The organism is Streptomyces sp. NPDC048269, from assembly GCF_040652395.1.
Taxonomy (GTDB): Bacteria; Actinomycetota; Actinomycetes; order Streptomycetales; family Streptomycetaceae; genus Streptomyces.
In genome coordinates this window covers 1-21,406 of record NZ_JBEZLW010000053.1, presented here as the reverse complement: position 1 = coordinate 21,406, position 21,406 = coordinate 1, and the positions used below count along the sequence as shown (strand labels likewise).

At 67.4% G+C, this 21,406-nt stretch carries 9 protein-coding genes and 3 pseudogenes; 6 read left to right on the top strand and 6 right to left on the bottom strand.

Going from position 1 to position 21,406, the window contains the following annotated elements; all coding sequences use genetic code 11:
* Positions 1 to 146 precede the first annotated feature (146 nt).
* The 4 genes and pseudogenes from AB0D48_RS32695 (at position 147) to AB0D48_RS32680 (ending at position 8,872) form a co-directional block, all read left to right on the top strand.
* Positions 147 to 4,484: a galactose oxidase early set domain-containing protein gene (locus AB0D48_RS32695; protein ID WP_362405274.1), complete on the top strand. Its 4,338-nt coding sequence runs from the start codon at positions 147 to 149 to the stop codon at positions 4,482 to 4,484.
* Positions 4,485 to 4,637: 153 nt separating this feature from the next.
* Positions 4,638 to 4,934, top strand: a pseudogene (locus tag AB0D48_RS32690) (IS1380 family transposase); the annotation flags it as partial.
* Between the two features lie 68 nt (positions 4,935 to 5,002).
* Positions 5,003 to 7,061: pseudogene (locus AB0D48_RS32685) on the top strand (DNA polymerase III subunit alpha); the annotation flags it as partial.
* 5 nt (positions 7,062 to 7,066) lie between these two features.
* Entirely contained in the window at positions 7,067 to 8,872 is a 1,806-nt protein-coding gene (locus tag AB0D48_RS32680) for a pentapeptide repeat-containing protein (RefSeq protein WP_362405337.1), read from the top strand.
* Positions 8,873 to 8,918: 46 nt separating this feature from the next.
* Here AB0D48_RS32680 and AB0D48_RS32675 read toward each other — a convergent pair whose 3' ends face one another.
* The 5 genes and pseudogenes from AB0D48_RS32675 to AB0D48_RS32655 all read right to left on the bottom strand — a co-directional run bounded on the left by AB0D48_RS32675 (position 8,919) and on the right by AB0D48_RS32655 (position 13,003).
* Complete coding sequence (locus tag AB0D48_RS32675) at positions 8,919 to 9,137, bottom strand: hypothetical protein (RefSeq protein WP_362405271.1); 219 nt, start codon at positions 9,135 to 9,137, stop codon at positions 8,919 to 8,921.
* 49 nt (positions 9,138 to 9,186) lie between these two features.
* Complete coding sequence (locus AB0D48_RS32670; RefSeq protein ID WP_362405268.1) at positions 9,187 to 10,524, bottom strand: hypothetical protein; 1,338 nt, start codon at positions 10,522 to 10,524, stop codon at positions 9,187 to 9,189.
* 179 nt (positions 10,525 to 10,703) lie between these two features.
* Positions 10,704 to 11,366, bottom strand: coding sequence for a hypothetical protein (locus AB0D48_RS32665; protein WP_362405265.1), 663 nt, complete (start codon positions 11,364 to 11,366; stop codon positions 10,704 to 10,706).
* 167 nt (positions 11,367 to 11,533) lie between these two features.
* Positions 11,534 to 11,877: pseudogene (locus AB0D48_RS32660) on the bottom strand (helix-turn-helix transcriptional regulator).
* A 4-nt stretch (positions 11,878 to 11,881) separates the two neighbouring features.
* Complete coding sequence (locus AB0D48_RS32655) at positions 11,882 to 13,003, bottom strand: site-specific integrase (RefSeq protein WP_362405334.1); 1,122 nt, start codon at positions 13,001 to 13,003, stop codon at positions 11,882 to 11,884.
* A gap of 250 nt (positions 13,004 to 13,253) precedes the next feature.
* Here AB0D48_RS32655 and AB0D48_RS32650 point away from each other — a divergent pair, with 250 nt between their 5' ends.
* The gene (locus AB0D48_RS32650; RefSeq protein ID WP_362405262.1) at positions 13,254 to 13,961 is read left to right on the top strand and encodes a hypothetical protein; all 708 of its coding nucleotides are present in this window, start codon (positions 13,254 to 13,256) and stop codon (positions 13,959 to 13,961) included.
* A gap of 758 nt (positions 13,962 to 14,719) precedes the next feature.
* Here the strand turns inward: AB0D48_RS32650 and AB0D48_RS32645 are convergent.
* The gene (locus AB0D48_RS32645) at positions 14,720 to 17,884 is read right to left on the bottom strand and encodes a DNRLRE domain-containing protein (RefSeq protein ID WP_362405330.1); all 3,165 of its coding nucleotides are present in this window, start codon (positions 17,882 to 17,884) and stop codon (positions 14,720 to 14,722) included.
* Between the two features lie 535 nt (positions 17,885 to 18,419).
* On the opposite strand from AB0D48_RS32645, the gene AB0D48_RS32640 reads away from it, so the two are divergent.
* Positions 18,420 to 21,314, top strand: coding sequence for a hypothetical protein (locus tag AB0D48_RS32640; RefSeq protein WP_362405259.1), 2,895 nt, complete (start codon positions 18,420 to 18,422; stop codon positions 21,312 to 21,314).
* The last annotated feature ends 92 nt before the right edge of the window (positions 21,315 to 21,406 follow it).

Genomic DNA, 21,406 nt, shown 5'->3' with positions numbered 1-21,406 from the left:
CCGGGAGCAAGGTGAAGGTAGGGGCGACGATCCGATGGCCCCGAGGCCGGCGAGGCTGGGGCCGCACACTGTGACCGGTCGATCGCGGCTAGGTCCGCCGCGCTGGATACACCATGCGAAAGTCGCGCCTTGGAAGGCGGATCAGAATGCCGAACATTCGCATTGACGCCAGCAGCCTGTCGAGCAAGAAGTTCCTCATACCAGGGCAAACCGCGACGCCGGTAGATGGAACGGCGGCCACTTCGTTCGCACTTGCCCCCGGAACATATGCATTCCAGCAAACGGGCGGTCCGCTGGGCACCTTCAACTTTGATGTCACTGCAGATGGGCTCGTCACGTACGACCCTGCGAACGACGGCTTCCTGAGCGGCCGGGGAACCGACACGCTCATCGTGCGAGGCTTCACCATCACCCTCGACGGACGTGCCCTCTCCCACGACCTCAGCCCGTTCCTGATGGGCAACTCGGATGTGCTCTCACGCACCTCCACCCACGATCTGACACTGACCCCCGGAACTTACGCGATTGCGTTGGCGGGAGTGTTCGCAGATTTCGCGTTCATGGTCGGCATGGATGGTCAGGTGTCGGTCGAGCCCCGCTTTGCCGGCTTCGCCGAAGCATCCGGACGGACCCTGACCATCCACGGCTACCGCATCACCATCGACGGACGCGCCCTCTCCCACGACCTCACCCCGTTCCTGCTCGGAAACGGGGACGTACTCTCACGCACCTCGACACACGAGCTGACCCTGATGCCCGCCGAATTCGCGATCGCCCTGGCCGGAGTGATCGCCGACTTCAGGTTCGTCCTCAGCACGGACGGCCAGGTGTCGGTCGAACCCCCCTTCGCCGGCTTCGCCGAAGCATCCGGACAGACCCTGACCATCCACGGCTACCGCATCACCATCGACGGACGCGCCCTCTCCCACGACCTCACCCCGTTCCTGCTCGGAAACGGGGACGTACTCTCACGCACCTCGACACACGAGCTGACCCTGATGCCCGCCGAATTCGCGATCGCCCTGGCCGGAGTGATCGCCGACTTCAGGTTCGTCCTCAGCACGGACGGCCAGGTGTCGGTCGAACCCCCCTTCGCCGGCTTCGCCGAAGCATCCGGACAGACCCTGACCATCCACGGCTACCGCATCACCATCGACGGACGCGCCCTCTCCCACGACCTCACCCCGTTCCTGCTCGGAAACGGGGACGTGCTCTCACGTACCTCGACACATGAACTGACCTTGGTTCCGGCCCAGATTCACAAGTTCCTGCCCACTGATGGAGCAGGCACCTCCTTCACACTCACCCTGGACGTCGACGGCAAGATATCGGTCACCCCCAGTGGACTAACTGCCCAGCGCACCCTGCTCCACAACAGATTGCTCGACGACTTCACCACCGGCGGGGACAACTTCTCGGTGCCCTTGTCGGCCACCACCACCCGCAGCCAGGCCGGGACGATGCTCGGCGGCGAGCGGTCAACGAGCGTGACCAACCTTACGTCCCCCCAGGGAGCGCCAGCCCGCTTGGAGGTGGGCGGCGCGGACCGTCTCCGGCTGACGCTCGGTGCCGACCAACAGGCCCGCCTCCAGGTCAGTTACGGGCTCAGGGCCGATGGCACTCCGGCCCCTCTCGGCGTGAACCTGCATGACGGTGGTGCAGACCGGCTCCGGACCACGATCTCCCAATCCGGTGCCGGTGGCGTAGACGTCAAAGTCACCATCGTCACTGCGGCCGGCCCCTCATCCGCCAGTGCGCGAGCCAGCGCCGGACTGAGCGAGTTCCGATTCGTCGACTTCACCGGCCCAGGGGGGCAGGACTTCACGAACGTCAGCCACATCATCTTCGAATTCACCTCCGGCGGCAGCCTCACCGTGGACGACATCGAAGCTCGCGGTCCCTTCCGACTCTCGCACCTCATGAGTTGGAACCCTCGCACCGACGAATCCGGAAAACTCGCTGTCCACGCCGCGCTGCTCCACACCGGTCAGATCGTGTTCTTCAGCGGCGATGAGCACGACCCCGGCCGCCACTTCCTCGGCCGTACCGACCGCAAACACATCGATAGCACGCGGATCTACGACTGCCGCAGCGGCGCGGTCCGGATCCTGGCATCGCCCGAGGTACCACCTGGCGCCCTTGCCCCGGACTTGTTCTGCTGCGGCCACGCGTTCTTGCCGGATGGTCGCCTGCTCGTCGCCGGCGGCACCGAATCGTGGGACAAGGGACACGAAGGAGACCCCGACGCCGGCGGGCACCACACGCACAAACACTTCACGGGCTTGCGTTACACTTGGATCTTCGACCCGGAAGCGCCGCTCGGTGCGAACCCATGGAAAAGGGCTGCCGACATGCGGGACGGCCGGTGGTATCCAACCCTGGTGACCTTGGGCGATGGCGACTGCCTGGCGCTATGTGGTCACCCCAGCACGGCCACTGTGGGGAGTCACGTTAATCTCGATGTCGAGACTTTCTCGGGAAGCTGGAACGTACTGGGCGCGGTCCCTGTTAACTCTGCGGCTGAGATTTCCTATCCGCGGGTCCATGTTCTTAAGAACGGCGAGGTCTTCTGCGCGACACCCATCGCAGGTGAATGCAAGACTTGGGGTCGAATGTCCGGATGGAACGGTAGCAGTGCGCCGAGCCCTCCCGAGGCGCTCTATAGCAGCATAAAAACGACTTCGGTCCTGCTTCCACTGCATCCGCCGAACTACGAGCCGCAGATTCTCATATGCGGTGGCAAGAAATCATTCATCGTCAGGCCGCACGCCGACAAGGCCGACAGGGTGTGGACGGAGACATCGGCGCGTGAACCCATCGAAGGCAGCCGCTCCCGCGAGCGCAAAGACAGCAACGCAGTCATCCTCCCCACTGGAGAGATCATGGTGTGCGGTGGCTTCGATGGCGATCGCGCGATGGTGGAAACCGAGCTCTACGACCCAGCTTTCGAAGAGAAGCTCGGCGCGCCCCGCGGGCGCCGGGGACCCTGGATGACACTGCCGGATACCGGCACGGCCAAAGTGCCGCGGGGATATCATTCGGTCGCGCTCCTGATGCCCGACGGTCGGGTGTTCACTGCCGGCAGCAATAAGCGGGGTGACTGGAGTTATCACAATAGGGACGACTTTCCAGGTAAACTACCAGAAGACGAAGGCGTCGGAGTGGATAATCGGGAGACTCGGATTGAGATCTACGAGCCGCCGTACGTCGAAAGCAGCGATCGCCCCAAAATATCTTCCGCTCCCTCCACCATCGGGTACGCCAAAACGTTCCTGATCGACACGCCGGACGTCGACAGAATCCGCCGGGTGGCGCTAATCCGTGCAGGCTCGGTGACGCACGCCTTCAACTCCGACCAGCGTTATGTCAGGCTCCTTTTCACCCGTGTCGGTGACCGGATCGAGGCCACTTCTCCTCTTCACGGAGGTATCGCTCCTCCCGGCTGGTACCTGTTGTTCATCGTGGCGGAGGCGGACGGCCAAGCCGTCCCCTCGGAGGGCGTCTTCGTTCGTTTGTCTGTTGGCTGCAGTGGCAACCCGGTCCTCATCCAAGGCAAGTTCGGCGGTCAAGGGAACTTCGAACTCGTAACACCCCGGGCCGAGGGAGGGCTGGCACACTTCATCCGCAACAACGACAATCCCGCCAGTCCTTGGGTCGGACCCTTCCGGTTCGGCGCCGAAGTGGGAAGAGTCGATGCGGTCACCATGATCCAGAGCAACTTCGGAGACCCAGGGAACCTGGAGGTCCTAGCCCGCCACAAGGATGACCGCAAGGATGGGCTGGTGCACTTCTTCCGCGACTCTGAGCCCCCCTTCACCTGGCACGGACCTTTCCCCATCGTCCCGGCAGGGGTCAGCGGTATCCCCGTCCTCATCCAAAGCAAGTTCGGTGACAAGGGGAACTTCGAACTCATAACGCCGATGGCCGCCGGCGGTCTGGGGCATTTCGTCCGCGACAACGACAACCCCACAATGCCCTGGGCCGGCCCCTTCCCGGTCGGCACCGGACTGGGCACAGTCGATGCAGTCACCATGATCCAGAGCAACTTCGGAGACCCAGGGAACCTGGAAGTCATCGCCCGCATCGGCCCACGGCTGGCCCACCTCTTCCGCGACCCTCAGCCACCCTTCACCTGGCGCGGACCGTTCTTCCCGTTCCCCTTCGTCCCGGGAGGAGTCAGCGGTAACCCCGTCCTCATCCAAAGCAAGTTCGGTGACAAGGGGAACTTCGAACTCATAACGCCCATGGCCGCCGGCGGTCTCGGGCATTTCGTCCGCGACAACGACAACCCCACAATGCCCTGGGCCGGCCCCTTCCCGGTAGGCACCGGACTGGGCACAGTCGATGCAGTCACCATGATACAGAGCAACTTCGGAGACCCAGGGAACCTGGAAGTCATCGCCCGCATCGGCCCACGGCTGGCCCACCTCTTCCGCGACCCTCAGCCACCCTTCACATGGCGCGGACCGTTCCCCATCATTTGAGTCAGCCTGGACCATTCACACCCATCGCACCACCGCGGGGCGGCGTGCTACGGGCGGACCTAACCTCGCCGTTTCACTTGGTGTGGGGCCGGTTTCTGTGCGGTAACGCGAAAGTGCCTTCTGAGCTGGGACGATGAACCTTGTCGAGGGGTTCTGTCGGTCCAGACGGAAGGCACTTTCTGCGTGCAGGGTATCGGTTCGCGTCCCAAGCTCCATGTCTCCGCTGACGGTGCAGGAGTGGTGGGTCACGCCGGGGCACGGTTGCTGGCCGATCTCGCCGATGCCACCGGGCTGACCACCGCGTACTCCACCGTATTGAGGCAACTTCGGCCACGCGGCACTGGCCACGACCCGGGCCGGATCGCCGCCGATCTCGCGGTGATGCTCGCCGACGGCGGCGAGACGATCACAGAACTGGCCGTTCTGCGGGACCAACGCGCCGTGCACGGCGCGCAGAAGCAGGTCGGCATCAATCAGGCGGCCGAGGTCGACACGGGAAAGCCCGGCGTTCTGGGCCCTACCGGGCCCGCCACGCCCTGCGGGACACCGGCCTGGCGCTAGGCATTCCGCCGCAGGTGATCGACAAGGTCGCGAAATCGTTCCCGCACATCCGGGCCTGCGACATCCGCGACGCGCTCGTCTCCCTGCCGGAGCTCAAGCAGCTCGCCGCCGACGCCGCCTCCTACGGGGCGCTGTGGGAACTGGCGGAGGGCTTGGACAAGCTGCCGCGGGGAATCGCCATGCACCCCTGTGGCGTGATCCTTTCCAACGCGAGTCTGCTGGACCGGCTGCCAGTGCAGCCCACGCCCGGCGGGCAGTACCCGATGGTCCAGGCCGACAAGGACGACGTCGAGGACCTCGGGCTGCTCAAGCTCGACGTGCTCGGGGTACGCATGCAGTCCGCGATGGCGCACGCCGTCGGCGAGATCCGCCGTACCACCGGCCGGCACATCGACCTCGACAACCCCGACCACGTCCCGCTCGGCGATCACGCCGCGTTCGAGCTGATCAGGAAGTCCGACACCGTCGGAATGTTCCAGCTGGAGTCCCCCGGCCAGCAGGACCTGGTCGGCCGGCTCCAGCCACGCGACGTCCAGGACGTCATCGCCGATATCTCGCTCTTCCGGCCGGGCCCGGTCAAGGGCGGCATGCCTGCCCTTTACATCGCCGCCCGCCACGGCGCCGCCCCCCGACCTCGAACCGGTCCTGTCCGACACCTACGGCGTGACCATCTGGCACGAGCAGATCATCGACATGCTGGCCGTCATGACCGGATGCGACCGGGCCCTCGCAGAGGTCGCCCGCCGCGCCCTCGGCGACGGGGACCGCCTGCCCAAGCTCGAAGCCTGGTTCCGGCGAGAGGCAGGCGCCGGCGGCTACACCCCGTCCGTGCTCACCGAGGTCTGGGACATCATCAAGAGCTTCGGCGCCTACGGCTTTTGCCGTGCGCATGCCGTGGCCTTCGCCGTGCCTGCCCTGCAGTCCGCCTGGCTCAAAGCCCACCACCCGGCCGCCCTGTATGCGGGGCTGCTGGAGCACGACCCCGGGATGTGGCCGCCGCGTGTGATCGTCTCCGACGCCCGACGCCACAACGTGCCCGTCCTGAACGTCGACATCAACCACTCCAAGGCCGACTACCGCATCGAGCGGGCGGAAGGCGGGGGGTGGGGGGTTCGGCTGTCGCTGTCCTCGGTGAAGGGGATCAGCGAGGACCAGGTCGCCCGGATCACGGCCGGCCAGCCCTACAACAGCCTCCAGGACTTCTGGCAACGCGCCCGCCCCGCCCTGCCGACCGCCGAACGCCTCATCCAGATCGGCGCCCTCGACACCCTGCGCGGCCCGCTCACCCGCCGCGACCTCCTCCTCCAAGCCGCAGAGCTCCACGCCCACACCCGGGCCCGGCCCGCCGACGGCCAGCTCCCCCTCGGCGGCGAACTCGTCACCGCCGAGCCCTCCGGGCTCCCGGAGATGACCAGCCGCGAAGCGCTGAACGCGGAGATCAACGTCCTGAAGATCGACGTGTCCCAGCACCTGATGACCCACCACCACCGGCTGCTGCGCGAGATCGGCGCCACCGACGCCGCCCACCTCAAAACGATTCGGCCCGGACAGCAAGTCCTGGTCGCCGGTGTGCGCGCCTCCACCCAGACCCCGCCCATCCCCTCCGGCAAGCGCGTCATCTTCGTCACCCTCGAAGACGGCTTCGGGCTCGTCGACATCGCCTTCTTCGAAGACAGCCACGACCAGGTCGCCCACACCGTCTTCCACTCCGCTCTCCTGCTCGTGCGCGGCACCGTCGAGGCCCGCGGCCCGCGCCGCACCGTCGTCGGGCAGATGGTGTGGGACCTGGAAGAGCTCGCCGCCGCCCGCCGCGACCACGGCCCCGAAGCCGTCCTCACCCTCCTCGGCCACAGCGAACTCGCGCCCACCCCCGCGGAGCACCCAGTCCCGGCGCGGACGCTCGCCGTGGGCACCGCAGGAGCTCGGATGCATCCGTACGCCGACCTCCAGCCCGCCGGCACCCGCGCCGCCGACCTCAAAGCCCTCGGCTACACCAGCCCGGGAAGCGCCGGGTGAGCGCCATGAACGAACGCCGCATCCTTCACGCCCACTTCCACATGCCCTACGGCGCCCATCCGGACCTGTACGAGCAGCTCCTCCTGCTCGCCGAAGGCATCACCCCGCGCGTGCAGGCCATCCCCCCGGACGCCGCACATCTCGACATCAGCGGCGCACTCCGCTACTGGGACCGCACCCCGGAGCAGCTGGCCGCCCTCCTGCGGCTGCGCACCATGGCCCTGCACGGCGTGCAGACCACCTGCGCCATCGCCCCTAACCGAAACCGACGGGTTCCCGGATTCCTAGCGCCCCCTGGCGACGAACCCGAGGGCCATTGTGGTCGAACGCCTCGCCTCGCACGTCCGGTTCTACGCCATCACGCAGTCCTCCAACCCGCGGCGCACGCTGCGGAGGCTGGTAAAAGAGGTGAGTTCCTGGCCGACGGTGCGTACCAGCCGAGCAGAGTGAGCTGTCTGGCCGTCGGCTTCTTCGCTCAGGCCCTGGAGCCGGTATCGAGGTGGCGAGCGGCGTGGGAGGCGTACCCGTCGACGGGCGCGGCGCATGCTGGGAGAATGCGAGGCAACAGGGACAGGCGACGCAACAGGAATAGGCGACGCCTGATTGCGGAACGCCGCCGTGGGCTCCGCCGCCCCGCGCGGCCGGCGAATGAGGCAAGAGCGGTATCCTGGGTGACCCTTCTTGCCGCGGCCCCAGGCATCGCGGCGCTTGTGGCGCTGGCCGCCACCTTTTCGCAGGTACGGCTCGCGGAACAGGGTCAGATCACCACACGTTTCAACGACGCCACCACCAACCTGGGTTCCAACAAAGAGCCTGTCGCGTTCGGCGGGATCTACGCCCTCGACCGCATCATGACGGACTCACCCAAGGACCAGCCGCGTGTCATCAGCGTGCTCTCCGCCTACGTCCGTAACAAGCGCAGTGTCCCAGAGGAAGGAAAGTTCAGTCCGCTGTCCGGGCGAGTTCCTGAAGCCCCCAGGGAGGTCACGGCCGCCACCCGGGTGCTCGCCTCGCGGCCCTCCGGCGAGGACGGCCGTGGCCAGGTCGACCTGGCGTACGCCGACCTACACGGCCTGAGACTTTCCTCCTACAACGTCGACGAGACACAGCAAGAAACGACGCCGGGCCGGAGGGTCCTCCCCCCGCCCAGGCTGAAGTTTGGACCGGTCAACCTCGGCTTCGCAGACCTGCGTTTTGCCAACATCGTGCACACGGACCTGGACACATCGTTCCTGTGGAAGGCGAATCTCACGTGCTCCAACTTCCTCGACGTCTCCATACACCGCACCAACTTGGAGTTCGCTCGCTTGGACTCGATCCAATGGAAGGATGTCCGGATGCGTCTCGCGGATCTGACCAGTGCGCATCTGACGGGTGCCGTTCTGGAGAAGGTGGATCTGTCTGGCACCGACCTGATCGACGCAGACTTGCGTGGGGCGCAGCTGAAGAACGTCAATCTGACCGGGGTGGAACTGCCGCCCGGTGCATTCCTTGCGGGCAAGCCCATGAAAAAAGCGGACGGGTCGGATCTCCGGGTGCGTAACGCGAATCTGACCAGTGCGCAGCTGCAGGGTGCCGTTCTGCAGGATGTGGATCTGTCTGGCGCCAACCTGATCAACGCGGACTTGCGTGGAGCGCAGCTGACGAACGTCAATCTGACCGGGGCGATTGTTTACGGTGCACGCTTTGACGGCGCAAGCATGACAGGAGTGATCGGACTGCCCGCCGCCAGCAATGGGGTGGCGCCGCCTGTCGGCACTGACGAGCTACCGGCGGAGGTCAACTGCGACAAGCCCGTCAACCTGACCTGACCTGACCTGAGCTGCGACGGGCCCGCCCCACCGCTCCCCTCTACGGCTACGCCTGCTCCAGGACATGCACGCGCTTCAGAGCCATCCGCGCCTCCACGACCTTTTCCCGCTCCACCGTCACCCAGAACGGGTCAGTGATCACGAGAGCGGTCGGGCGGCGCATCCGCCGCTCGAAGGCCCGGACGCGCTCCCGCTGTTGGCCGGTGTAGCCCGGGCTCGGCGCGCCCTCGGGCGCCTCGCTGTACCGGGCTTCACCGGCGCTCAATTAGACGGTGGCGACTTCACCGCCGCCCACTTCAGCAGGGTCCGCTCGGTCACGGCCCCGGTCCGAGACCGGCGGGAACGGGGACTGGCGGCCCGGCGGGGTAGGCGGTGTGCAGGTATCTCACGGCGGTGCAGGCGCTGATGCCGAACTGGCGCATGAGGTGGACGGGGTCGGCTTTGTGTTGGGCTTCATTGAGGATGCGGTCGGCCCGCAGGGCGCCGACGGTGAGTTTGATCGCGCGGATCGGTTTGACGACGGCCTCGGTACTGACCGGTGGGTGGGTGTCGTCGGCGGAAGTGCGGCCGGTCACCAGAAGGTGCGGGTTGGCCGTGGCGGGCCAGAGCCGGTGGCGCTCGGCGAGGTAGGCCGTGGCCAGCGTTGAGGTGAGTTCGTCGAGGAAAACGATGTGGTCCGCGCGGCCGGGCCGCCGAACTGTGAGGCGCCCGGTGGTGCGGTTGAGGTCTTCGAGGAGGATTCCCCGCTGGTCAGCCACGGACAGGGCGTGGACTGCCGCGAGCGCGAAGCAAAGCCGGGCGCGCGTCGTGGTCAGAGTAGCGAGGGCAGTGCGGAGCCGGTCAGTGGGGACCGGGAGGGGAAGGGCGATCGGGATGGAGACGGAGAGGGCGGTGGCCGGGTTACGGAAGATGAGCCGTTCTCGTTTCAGGGCCCGAAACAGGGAGCGCAAGGCGGTAGCCCGGGAGTGGGCTGCTTCCCCCTGAACGGGCTTGACGGCTTCGTCGATATGGGTGGGCGTGATCGAGCGGAGGTCGTCGATGCCCTGACGGGCCCACCGGTCCAGGACCGGCTTCACGTTGCACAGGTAGTGGTAGATCGTGGAGGACGCCCTGCGTCGGCCCGGTCGTGCGCCATGGCCCAGGAGTACCTCGATCCAGGTCAGGGCTGGTGCGCTGAAGCCTTCCGGGAGGACTTGGGCGAGGTGCCGGGCGCGGGTGAGGTACCAGTCGGGCCGGGGGTCGGGGATGAGCATGCCAGCGGTGCGAAGGTAGTTGATGATGCGGGCGGCGCTGGCGCGACGCAGGTGTGCGACGGCGCGTACGTCTGCCTCGGGGATCGGGACCTGGGCGCCGAGGTACGCGACGATCACGTGGAGGGTGCGGTGGGCGGAGCTGTGGGCGTCGCGGCTCCAGCCTCGGTCGGTGATGTGGTGGGCGAACCCGCCGAGGAGGGCCTGGGACTCGGGGGTCAGGGGCGGCAGCTTCGTCTCGTCCAGTCGGTCCCAGCTCCGGTTCAGGGTGAACAGGGCCGCCTGGCCTGGAAGGCTCTGGTGTGGGGAGGCCGTCTTGCCGTCCTGGTGGGTGCGGCGGGCGGTGCGGGCCCGTGCTTCCAGGCGTCGGTGCAGGGCCAGGCCGCCGGCGGTGGTCCGCATGCGCGGAGCGAGCGCTCCGCCGAACCAGAGCTGGTCGCCGCCGTCCAGGGCGATGCCGTCGAGGTCCGTGGTGGTTTCGGCGAGGAGGAGCAGGCAGCGCCGGCAGTGACCGTCCCGCAGGGGCAGCAGGTCCGCGCAGCGGGTGCAGGATGCTGTTGCGGGATGTGTGGCGGCCCAGTTCAGGCAGTCGACGCACCGTTGGTCGGCCTGGTTCGTCCAGGCCAGGCATGAACGGCAGCTTCCCTGGCCGGAGCCATCCAGCCCGGGACGAGTCGGGTCCGCAGCCGAGCGAGCAGGCCAGCGCGAGCCAGGGCCTCGGTGATGGTTGGTCTCATCTGGGGAAGGTCGGCCAGCGCCTCGGGGCGTACTAGGTGTTCGTCGGGCGGGCGCGCGGCGAGGGCGAGGCGGGTGCCCTCCTCGGTGTGAAAATGCCAGCTCTCGCCGACCCGGCGTTCGGCGGCCATCTCCCGCAGTACCACCAGCACTGCGGGCAGGCCGTCGATCTCGCGGCCGCGAATAAGCTTGCCGTGGCCGAGGGTGAAGGTCCGGGGCCACGGCGCGAACAGACCGAGCTGCCCAGGCACCTGGACCTCGCAGACTCTCGGATCGTCGCGGGGCGGCGGCTTCCGGTCCCGGGCCCAGCGGGGCAACTTCACCACGGTGGTGGGCTCGCCGGTCAGCCGCAGCGGCTGAGCCGCCGGAGGCCGTACCCCCTCAAGACGCAGCGACAGCTGTAGCGGGCGCCCGCGTGGCAGCTGGCGCCGTTCCAGCTCGGCCCACATCCACTCGTCGTCCTGGCCGAGGCGGACCGCGGCGCGGCACCCGCGGCAGGTTCCGTCCACGGCGAGGATGCCCGGCCATCCGCACCGCCGGCATGCCCCCTCCACGGCGTGCTTGCTCGGGCTGCGGGCCGCTGAGCATTCCGGGCAGTGACCGCTGATCGTCACCGTTCCCCAGCTCCCGCAGAGCACGCATCCGCCCCGTTCGGGCCGGCGCCCGGCAGGCATCGTCAGTTCGGCGGCAGTGAGCGGAACGCGCCGCCCCTGCCGCCCGCCTGCTTCGGCACCGGCCTGCCCCCGCCAGCCGCCGGGGTACTCTCGCCGACGGCCTGCGGCGCCCGTTCGCCCGCCTCTAATCGACAGGTTCGGTCTCCATGAGGTCCCCGACCGTGCACTGCAGGGCAGTGCAGATCATGTCCAGGTCGTCCAGACGCACGGTGAGCGGCTTGCTCGACCACAGCGCGGCCACCTTGCTCAGCGACGGGGTGAATCCGACTTCTTCGAACGCGGTCTTCAGCTGGGTCGGCCGCCAGATGTCCCGCTTGGCAGCCACCCACCGCAGATTCCACTTCATCTCTTCAGCTCTCCCAGCTCAGCCGACGCACCGCACGCCGCGACGATTCCAGACTGGCCCGCTCCGGATCGCCCTTCACGGTCGCCAGGTAGCCGACCGTGGTGGTCGGCCACTGATGTCCCAGCAACACCTGCACGTCCCACAGGGGCATCCCCGCCTCGTAGTTGTGGGTGGCACACGCGTGCCGCAGCAGGTGCGGGAAGAGCACCGTCACCGTCCCCGAAAGGTGATGGCGCGAGGCAGCCTTCAGCGTCCGGCGGAAGGTGTCCGGGTGCAGTGGCGGGGCGATCGCCACGTCCACGCCGAACGCTGACGGAAGCCTCTCCGAGGGGAACATCGGGGCATACGGATCACTGGCATCGTCCGGGAACTGCCCCCGGACCTCCTCCACGTACCACCACAGCAGCTGCCGGCCCTCGGCGAAGAGGAATGCCTCCCGCTCGCGCGGTCCGGATCCACGCGCTCCCTTGCCGCGGACCAGGTAGCGGCCCCACTGGCCGCTGTCCCAGTGCACATCCCCCAGCCGCACCTGACACAGCTCGGCCGCCCGTACCCCCGACACGTACGCGATCTTCGCCATCACGTAGTCCCTCACGGCGACCGGATACTTCCGCGCGAGAGCGAGCTCGTCCCTCCACGAGGCGAAGAACGCCGTCATCTCCTTCGCCGACGGTGGGATCCGAAGGCCGAAGTCGCCCCGGTGATGGGGCCGGTTGAACGCGTCGATCGGAGACTCCACCGCCGCTCCGAAGCGGCGGAGCACCTCCCCGGCGTAGCGCTGTTCCAGGAACGCGAAGTACAGATCGATGCCGGTGATCTTCTTACGGACCGTCGCGTGACCGCGCTTGCCCGCGCCCGCGAAGTACTGGTCCAGCTCGCGCGGCGTCAGCCGCCAGGGCACCGTGTCGTAGAACGCACACACCTCGATCACCGGCTGCACCAGCCTGTTCAGGGTCGAGGCGGCCAGGCCAGCGACGTCCCTCGCCCAGCAGTACTCGGCGAGCGTGTCCTGGAACAGGTCGCGCTCGGCCTGCGGTGAGGACGATGCCTCTGCCCGCCGCTGCAGTGTCAGAACATCGGCTAGCCCCTCCTCCGGCCCGTTGGCCGGAGGAGGGGCACCGATCACGCTGAAGCGGCGACTCCCGAAATCCGTCACAGCCACGCAAATTACGAGAACGACTCCGGGAATCTGCGGTTAAGTAGCGGAATCACACCAGATCGAGTGAAAAGCGCCAGGATGGGCTTGACCAGCATGAACAGGTACAACGGGTCAGCACACACCTCTGCGGGAACCTGTCGGGACTCCAGTCGCATGCTCGCCACCATGGCCGCGGCAGCCACGCCGCCCGGCGCCACCACAGTGATCAAGGCCCGAGATGTGGAAGCGTGGCTGCGGCCGCGCCCCGTCGCCGTTCCACCAGGTCGGCCCCGCGACCGCGAACAAGCTCCGCACCTACGGACTGCACACCATCGGCGACATCGCCGACGCCCCCGTAACCGCCCTGGTCCGGCTCTTCGGCGCGGCCACCGGCCGCTCCCTCCACGCCCACGCCCACGGCCAAGACCCGCGCACCGTCCAACCCGAGCCAGTCGCGAAGTCGATGAGCGCCGAGCGGACCTTCGACCACGACGTCCTCGACCCCGCCGAGCACCGCAGAAACCTGCTGGCCCTGACCGAGGAACTCGGCGCGCGGCTCCGCGACGCGCAGCAGGCCACCAGGCACCTCACCGTCTCCGTCCGCTACGCCGACCGGACCGGCAGCACGCGTAGCCGTACCCTGCCCGAACCCACCGCCCACACCCGCCCGCTCGCCACCACCGCGTACGAGCTCTACGACGTGCTCAGCCTCCAACGGGCACGCGTCCGCGCCATCAGCCTGCGCGCCCAAGACCTCCGCCCCGCCGAAGAGGCCACCCAGCAACTCACACTCGATCCCACCGATGACCGCACCCTCGCCATCGAAGCCGTCACCGACCGAGCCCGCGCCCGCTACGGTCCCGGCACCATCCGGCCTGCCGCACTCGCCACCACCAGCAGCCGGACGAGTCCCGGAATACGCGGTGGAAAGACGTTCTTGCCCTGATGACCGCCTCGCCGAGACGACCGTCGCGGAGCTCCTCAAGCGGAACCTGCCATCCCGAAGCTGGTGACCGCACCTCCCTGGACAAGCCCAGCTGCCGGGCCTTTCACCCGAGCCGACGCCTCTCTGTCAGGGTCAGGGCAAAGCACGCCATGTTCCAGCGCAGGCTCCTCTTTCAAAGAGTGGCGTAGATCGGTCACCCCGCACTCCAGCGTGACCGCGTCGGAGGTGAACGCGTAGCGGTCGAGTTCCAGGAACCCTGCCGCCATGAAGCCGCACCGTACGGCCCAGAGCCCTCGGGAAGAGTCACGCTCAGCCTGGCGCATTTCGGCGAGGCGCAGAGCTGCTTCTACGATCGCCCGGGTCATCGCAGCCGCGACTGGGAGGGCCCATCGGTAGCGCGGTGCAGCCGGTGCCGGGGGAGCCGGCCTCGCGCTGCCAGGTCGTAGTGGTCACGGTGCCCCCGTCCTGGGTCCGCTGTAGCCTGGTCGGTCTGGGAGCTCTTGCCCAGCCAGTCATGCGAACGGCGACGGGGTGCTCTGTACCACAGGGTGATCCAGAGGCCGCCAGCAGCCAGCCCGGAAACCCCGGATCCGCCCACCTGCTCGGTGAAGGCGCGGCGTCCACTGTCCCAGGTGGCCTCCGGGCCCGCCCAACCACCGGCTGTGACCGAGACATCGAGGCAGCGCATGTCTCCGGACATGGCAGCGCCCGACCGGGACTGGTCCCGGTCGGGCGCTGCCACAGGGCTTGCTGAGCGTTTATCCGATGGTGAGGAAGGTGTTCCAGCCGTCTTCGTCCCTGCCGGATGCGGCGCCGAGTGTGGCGGTGCCGCCTTGGTAGAGCCATTGGTTGCCGAGGGTGTCTACAGCCCAGATGTCTGGGATGCCGTCGCCGGTGGCGTCGGGTGTGCCGAGGATCATGGGGATGGTGGTGCGGCCCCAGCCTGTGGTGGCGTAGCTGTAGTCCACGCCGCCTGCGGAGCTGACGGCGTCCTTGAGGGAGACGAGGTCCACTCCGCCGTTCGTACCGGGCTTGCCCTTGCGGAGGGCGATTCCGCGGTTGGGGTTGGCGTTGTCGCGGAAGAGGAGGTCGGGGACGTTGTCTCCGGAGATGTCGCGGACGCTGATGACGTCTCGGTCGGCCCAGACCGTGGTGGCTACCTTCTTGTAGGAGGTGAAGCTGGATCCGGTGTAGCCGGAGAAGGACCACAGCACGTCGTCGGCGATGGCGAACATGTCGGCGAAGCCGTCGCCGTCGATGTCTTCGGTGACGACGATCTGCCGGAAGGTTGCGGGGTCGGGTGCGCCTGTGGGCAGCAGGATTTCCATGCGGCGGCCGACGTCGAACTGGCCGGTGCCGATGCCCGGGTAGACGTACAGCTTACCGTCGGGCATGCGGGCGATGAGGTCGGTCAGGCCGTCGCCGGGGAACCAGTCGGTGGAGTGGCCGATGAGTGCGGGCTTCCCGTTGGCGCCGGTCTTCCAGTAGCCAGCGGCTACGGGGACGCCATCTTGCACGGCGCCGGGTATGGAGATGTCGGTGTCACCCATCGTGTCGCCGGCGTAGGAGCGGAGGTTTCCGTCCTTGTCGATGGCGAAGAGGTCGGGGTGGCCGTCGCCGGTGGCGTCGCCTGGCTTGTCCTGGCCGGCTCTGGGGCTGACGAGGAACTGGTAGGTGGTCTGGGGGGAGGTGTTGCCGTACGTGTTGACGGTGCGGACGTACAGGACGTTGGGGCCGGCCGTGTCGACCTGGAGGCGGATGTCGGCCCGGTCACCACTGGTGGCGGTCGGCACGGCCTTCTTGTCGAAGAGCGGCCGGTTCAGGCTCCACTGGTATTCGCGGATGTCCTCGGCCTTGGCACCGTTACCGCTGACCGTGATCACCTGGTCAGGTGTGCTGGCCGGCTTCATGCTCCACTCGGAGTAGTTCGGGCCGGGCACCGGGAAGTCGGTGGAGGAGACGGCGGGGTTTTGCGGGACCGAGTGGCTGACAGTGAAAGTGCACCAGCCGCCGCCCCCGGAGTCGTTCGGACCGCTGCCGGACACCCGGAGATCCTTGTCCCTGACGCGGGAGAGCCAGTAGTACTTCTTACCGTCGGTGAAGGCGCCCATAGGCACTTCGTGGGTGACGACGCCGTCGCTGTTGGGCGGCAGCCACTCGTTGTATATCTGGGCTCCGGTCGCGGCATCCCATATCTCGATCTGGACCGCGTCGAGGGTTGCAAGGCCGTCGCGGTCGCTGCCCTTGGACTGGAAGATCACGTTCGTCTTGCCGATGCCGGTGCCGGGGCTGGTGGTCAGGCACGGGCCGCCGGGGAAGGTCTGCATGTTCGCGGCGGTCGGGGTGTCGGGCGGGTTGTTGAAGAGGATCTCGATGTACGGGGCGGTCTCGCCGTTGGCGATGAACTTCTTCCAGTAGTACGAGTCCGACTCGTTCGGGGCGGCGAATCCGAGAGACAGGGCGCCCCAGCCGCTGCTGGCGGCGTCGGTGACCAGGCCCTTGATGTCGGGGGCGATCCAGTTGTCCGGGCAGGAGCTGTTGTAGCCGTAGCCGGCGTACTCGGTGGCGACCTTCCGGTTCCACCACGTCGAGTTGTTGGTGTTGTTCCAGGTACTGGAGGAGGTGACGAAGGGGGTGGAGTAGATGTCCATCGCCTTCTGGCTGCACGACCAGGAGTACGTCTGCAGGGCCCGGACGCTGGCGGAGATGATGTCGGCACCGTGGAGCTCGCTGCCGAAATAGAAGTTGAAGATGGAGCGGGAAGTGCCACCGGTGGTGGACTCGTACCCCACGCGGGCTTCGTTCGTGCCGCTCGCGTTGTAGTTCTGCCCGTTGTAGAAGCTGGAGTTGCCCTCGGTCTTGTAGAGCAGTGACCAGGAGTGCTTGTGCCCCTTGAACGAGGGGTCGATGAACACCGGATACGCCGTCTCCGGGGCGTTCAGCAGTGTGGTGTCCGGGGTGATGGAGAGTGTGTTCTCCGCCAGGGCTGCCTTGGCGGGCTTCAGGCGCGCGCCCTCCGCGCCGGCCAGGCCTGCGAAGGCAAGGGTGGGGTGCTGGGCGGCGACGTCGGTGGGCTTCCAGGCCGGCTCGTTGTCGGTGGTGGCGACCTTCCCGCTGGAGTCCCACATCATCGGCGTCGGCGAGCCTGCGACTTCCTCGTCCTGGGCATCGCGTGCGCTGACCGCACCGGATTCCGCGTCGAGGCGGAAGGCCAGGTCGGGTGAGGCGAGGCGGTACTTCAGCTGGCCGAGCAGGGGGTTGGCGGCGGCCTGTCGGTCCTTGACGACCAGCAGGTGGGAGTAGCCCCCGTCTTGGGCGGTCATCAGCAGGTCGATGCCGGGCTGCACGTTCTCGTAGAGGGCGCGGGGGCCGTCGATGACCGGCTGCGGCAGGATTCCGGGCCAGCTGACGGTGATGTCGTGGCCGTCGGTGTTAAGCCGCACCAGCTCGGTCCACACCTCACCGGGTGCATCCTGCCGCAGAGTCATGCGGGTGACGGAGCGCGAAGAACGCTTCTCGCCGCCGGCCGCCTGTTGCTTGGACCCGGCGGAGAAGACGACTCGTCCGTTGACGGCCTTCGCGGCGAAACCGCCTTCGATGCGCTCAAGGGTGGTGTCGATCGGCTTCCACCGTCCGCCCACCTGCGCGCGGATGGCCGAGCTGAAGACCTGCTTGCGGTACGTGCCGTCAGGCCTGGCCCAAGTCGTGGTGTTGGCACCGCGGGCGGCGGTGACCTCGACCTCCTTGCCGGACTCCGCGGCCAGACGCCGTGCCTGCGGTTCCGCGATGGGTGCTTCCTCGGCCTGGCCGGCCTGCGGCTTCTTGCTCCCCGTGACGTGCACGCCGACGGGCACGGCGACCGCTACCGCAAGGAGAGCGGCAATCCCCCCCAGGGCCTTGCGGCGCCGGTACCAGCGGGGCACGGGCAAGGCAACTTCCTTTTCACCGGCCACGGTTGGCGGACTCTCGTCCACCGATTCACTGACAGACACAGGTGTACTTCTCCCCCCTCGGGCACACCCTTCGGCAGCCCTCGGAACTCACCAAAAGAATGATTCGGCCCAGGGCCGGAATACGTGAAAGGCCCACTCCCCGCCTGCCTTTCGCACACACGAGGTGCGAGCTGAGCCTGGGACCTCGCACCGACATCTTCGCTCCCCGCATCAACCCACCGACCAGCCATTACGACCGGTTCGCGCCGATTACACCACTGTATGCAGTGAGTAAAGTGATAAACGCCACACCGGATATCGGAACCGTAGGTTTTCCGGCTCTTCGGCCGCAGAATCAGCTGGCTAATTGTCAGTTTCCTGCCGGCCGTGGGCCCTCGGCCGCGGCGGCAGAGCGTGGGGGGTCCACATGTCGCCGTTCTCGGCGAATTTCCGCCTGCCCGGAAACAGAAAGGCACGCGCGAAACGCGCGCGCCTCGCCGGGCGCACCGGCATCACGCTCTCCGTGATGCTCGTTGCATCTCTCCTACCCGCAAAAGCCTGGGCGGCGCCACCGGGCGACCGCAGCGGCGTCACCCTGCCAGGCCTCCAGAAGGACCTGAAGGCGATACTCGACCAGGGTGCGGCAGCACAGCTGGAGGACTGGGCACCGGCGTCGTCCGCGGCTGCGCCAGGGCCGTACGAGGCCAATGCGGTGACTCCGCCTGCCCCCGCTTCCGTCCCTGTCACGCTCAGCGGTGACCAGCCCGTTCAGGCGGGCACCCTTCCGGTGAAGATCGGCAAGGCCACCGGGGCTCAGGCGAACCCGTCAGGGACGTGGACGGTGGCGGTCGAAGGACGTGCGGCGACTGAGGCCGCCAACGTCGACGGCGCCCTCATCAAGGTCACACCGCCCGCGGACGGTGCCACACCGGTCGATGTCCAGCTGGACTACACCAAGTTCAAGGACATCTACGGCACCGAGTGGGCCTCCCGTCTGAAGATCAGGCAGCTTCCCGCGTGCTTCCTGGAGACTCCGACGGCCCCTGACTGCTCGGTCTCCAAGGAAGTCCCGAGCATCAACGATCCGTCCACGGCCACGGTCAGGGCCACCGTCGACCCGGCGACCGCCCCGGCCCAGGGCCTGCGCACCCTGGCCCTCAACGGCGGGTCCGGTCCGATGGTCCTGGCGGCCTCGGACAGCGGCTCCGGTGTGGGCGGCACCTACAAGGCGACCTCGCTTGCGCCCTCCGGTTCCTGGACCGCGGGTAGCAGCGGCGGCGGCTTCTCGTGGACCTATCCCCTGACGGTCCCGGAACCCCCAGCCGGCCCGACACCCAAGATCGCGTTCTCGTACTCGTCCCAGGCGGTCGACGGGAAGACGTCCGCGGCCAACAGCCAGGCTTCCTGGGTCGGTGACGGCTGGGACTACGAGCCGGGCTACATCGAGCGCCGCTACCGCTCGTGCGCCGACGACCTCGAAGCCAATCCCAGCGCGGCGAACAACAACAACGACGCAGACAAGAAGAAGGGCGACCTGTGCTGGGCCGGCGACAACGTGGTGATGTCGCTCGGCGGCTCCACCACCGAAATCGTCCACGACACGGCGACCGGAAAGTGGATCCCGGCCAGCGACGACGGCTCCCGCATCGAGCACCTGACGGACGCGAGCCTCGCCAACGGGGCCAGGGAAGGCGAATACTGGATCGTCACCACGCGTGAAGGCACCCGCTACTTCTTCGGGCGCCACGATCTCGACGGCGCGGGCAGCCGACCCGGCACCAACTCGGTCCTGACCGTCCCCGTCTTCGGCAACCACCCGGGGGAGCCCTGTTACCAGCCCGCCTTCGCCGACTCCTCCTGCAGCACCCAGCCACAGACCGCCTGGCGCTGGAACCTCGACTACGTCGAAGACGTCCACGGCAACGCGATGACCATCGACTGGGCCAAGGAGAACAACCGCTACGCCAGGAACGAGAAGTACAAAGAAGCGGTCACCTACAACCGCGCCGCGTACCCGACACAGATCACCTACGGTCTCCGCAAGGACAACCTGTCCGGCGCCCCCTCCGCGAAGGTCGAGTTCACCGTCGCTGAACGCTGCATCAAGGAAGGCAAGTGCGAACCCGCGGCGTTCGAGTCGAAGAACTACGGCGACAAGCAGTACTGGTGGGACACGCCCTCCACGCTCCACTGCAAGGACGGCGCCGACTGCAACATCGGCTCGCCGACCTTCTGGAGCCGCAAGCGCCTGACCGCCGTCACCACCTCCGCCCAGCGCACCGAGGGCTCGACCGCCCTGTCGTACGTCGACAAGTGGACCCTCACCCAGAAATTCCTCGAACAGCGCACTGACACCTCACCACCGCTGTGGCTGGAATCCATTCTCCGCACCGGTTACAGCACCGAGAGAGACGACCAGAACAAGCAGCTGACCACGTCCCTGCCGCTGGTCTCCTTCATCCCCAACGGAAAGGACATGCCCAACCGGGTCGCCAACCCGACCACTGCGGACGGGAAGGCGGACGCCACCCCCGACTTCGACCGCCTGCGTGTGGAAACCATCCGCACCGAGACCGGCGGCGACATCCACGTCACCTACTCCGCACCCTGCAAGATCACTGATCCGCGCCCACAGCCCGAAACCAATACCAGCCGCTGCTACCCGGTCCACTGGTCACCGGACACCGGTCTGGAAAACCCTCCGCTGGCGTGGTTCAACAAATACGTCGTCGAGCAGGTCACCGAGAAGGACCGCGTCGCCCGCCAGCCCGACGTCACCACCACCTACACCTACGAGGGGGACGCCGCCTGGGCCAAGGACACCGACGAGTTCTCCAAGCCCAAAATGCGCACCTACAGCCAGTGGCGCGGCTACGCCTCCGTCAAGACCACCCGAGGCGCCCCCACCACAGGCGAGCACGACTCCACCGAGGAGTCGCAGACCCAAACCCGGTACTTCCGCGGCATGTCCGGCGACGCCGGGCGAGCCAAGATCACCGTCAAGGACTCCACGGGCGCCGAAGAGCTCGGCGAGGACCTCCCCCAGTACCAGGGAATCGCTGCCGAGACCACCACGTACTCCAAGGAGAACAGCAGCCCCGCCTCCCGCACCCTTACCGTGCCCTGGAGTGAGAAGAGCGGCGAGCGGCCCAGGGCAGGCACCACCACCCTGTACGCGTACCGCTCCGGCACCTCGCGCACGGACCAGACCCAGTGGATCAGCGGCGGCGCCACCCGCACGCAGCGCACCCTGAACACCTTTGAACCAAAGACCGCCGATTCACACGGGCTCATCGAGACCGTTCAGTCCGAAGTGGTCACCCCCAACGGCACCGGAGGCTGGAACACAACCGACCAGAGCTGCGCCAGCACCACCTACGTCCACAACACCACCGCGCACCTGATCGGCCTGGTCAACTGAAGTTCCCCCGTTGATGTGGACACCTGGACACTGGGACGTATGAGCCCAGGGGAAGCAGTGCCAGGTGGGAAGTAACTACACGAAGCGATATA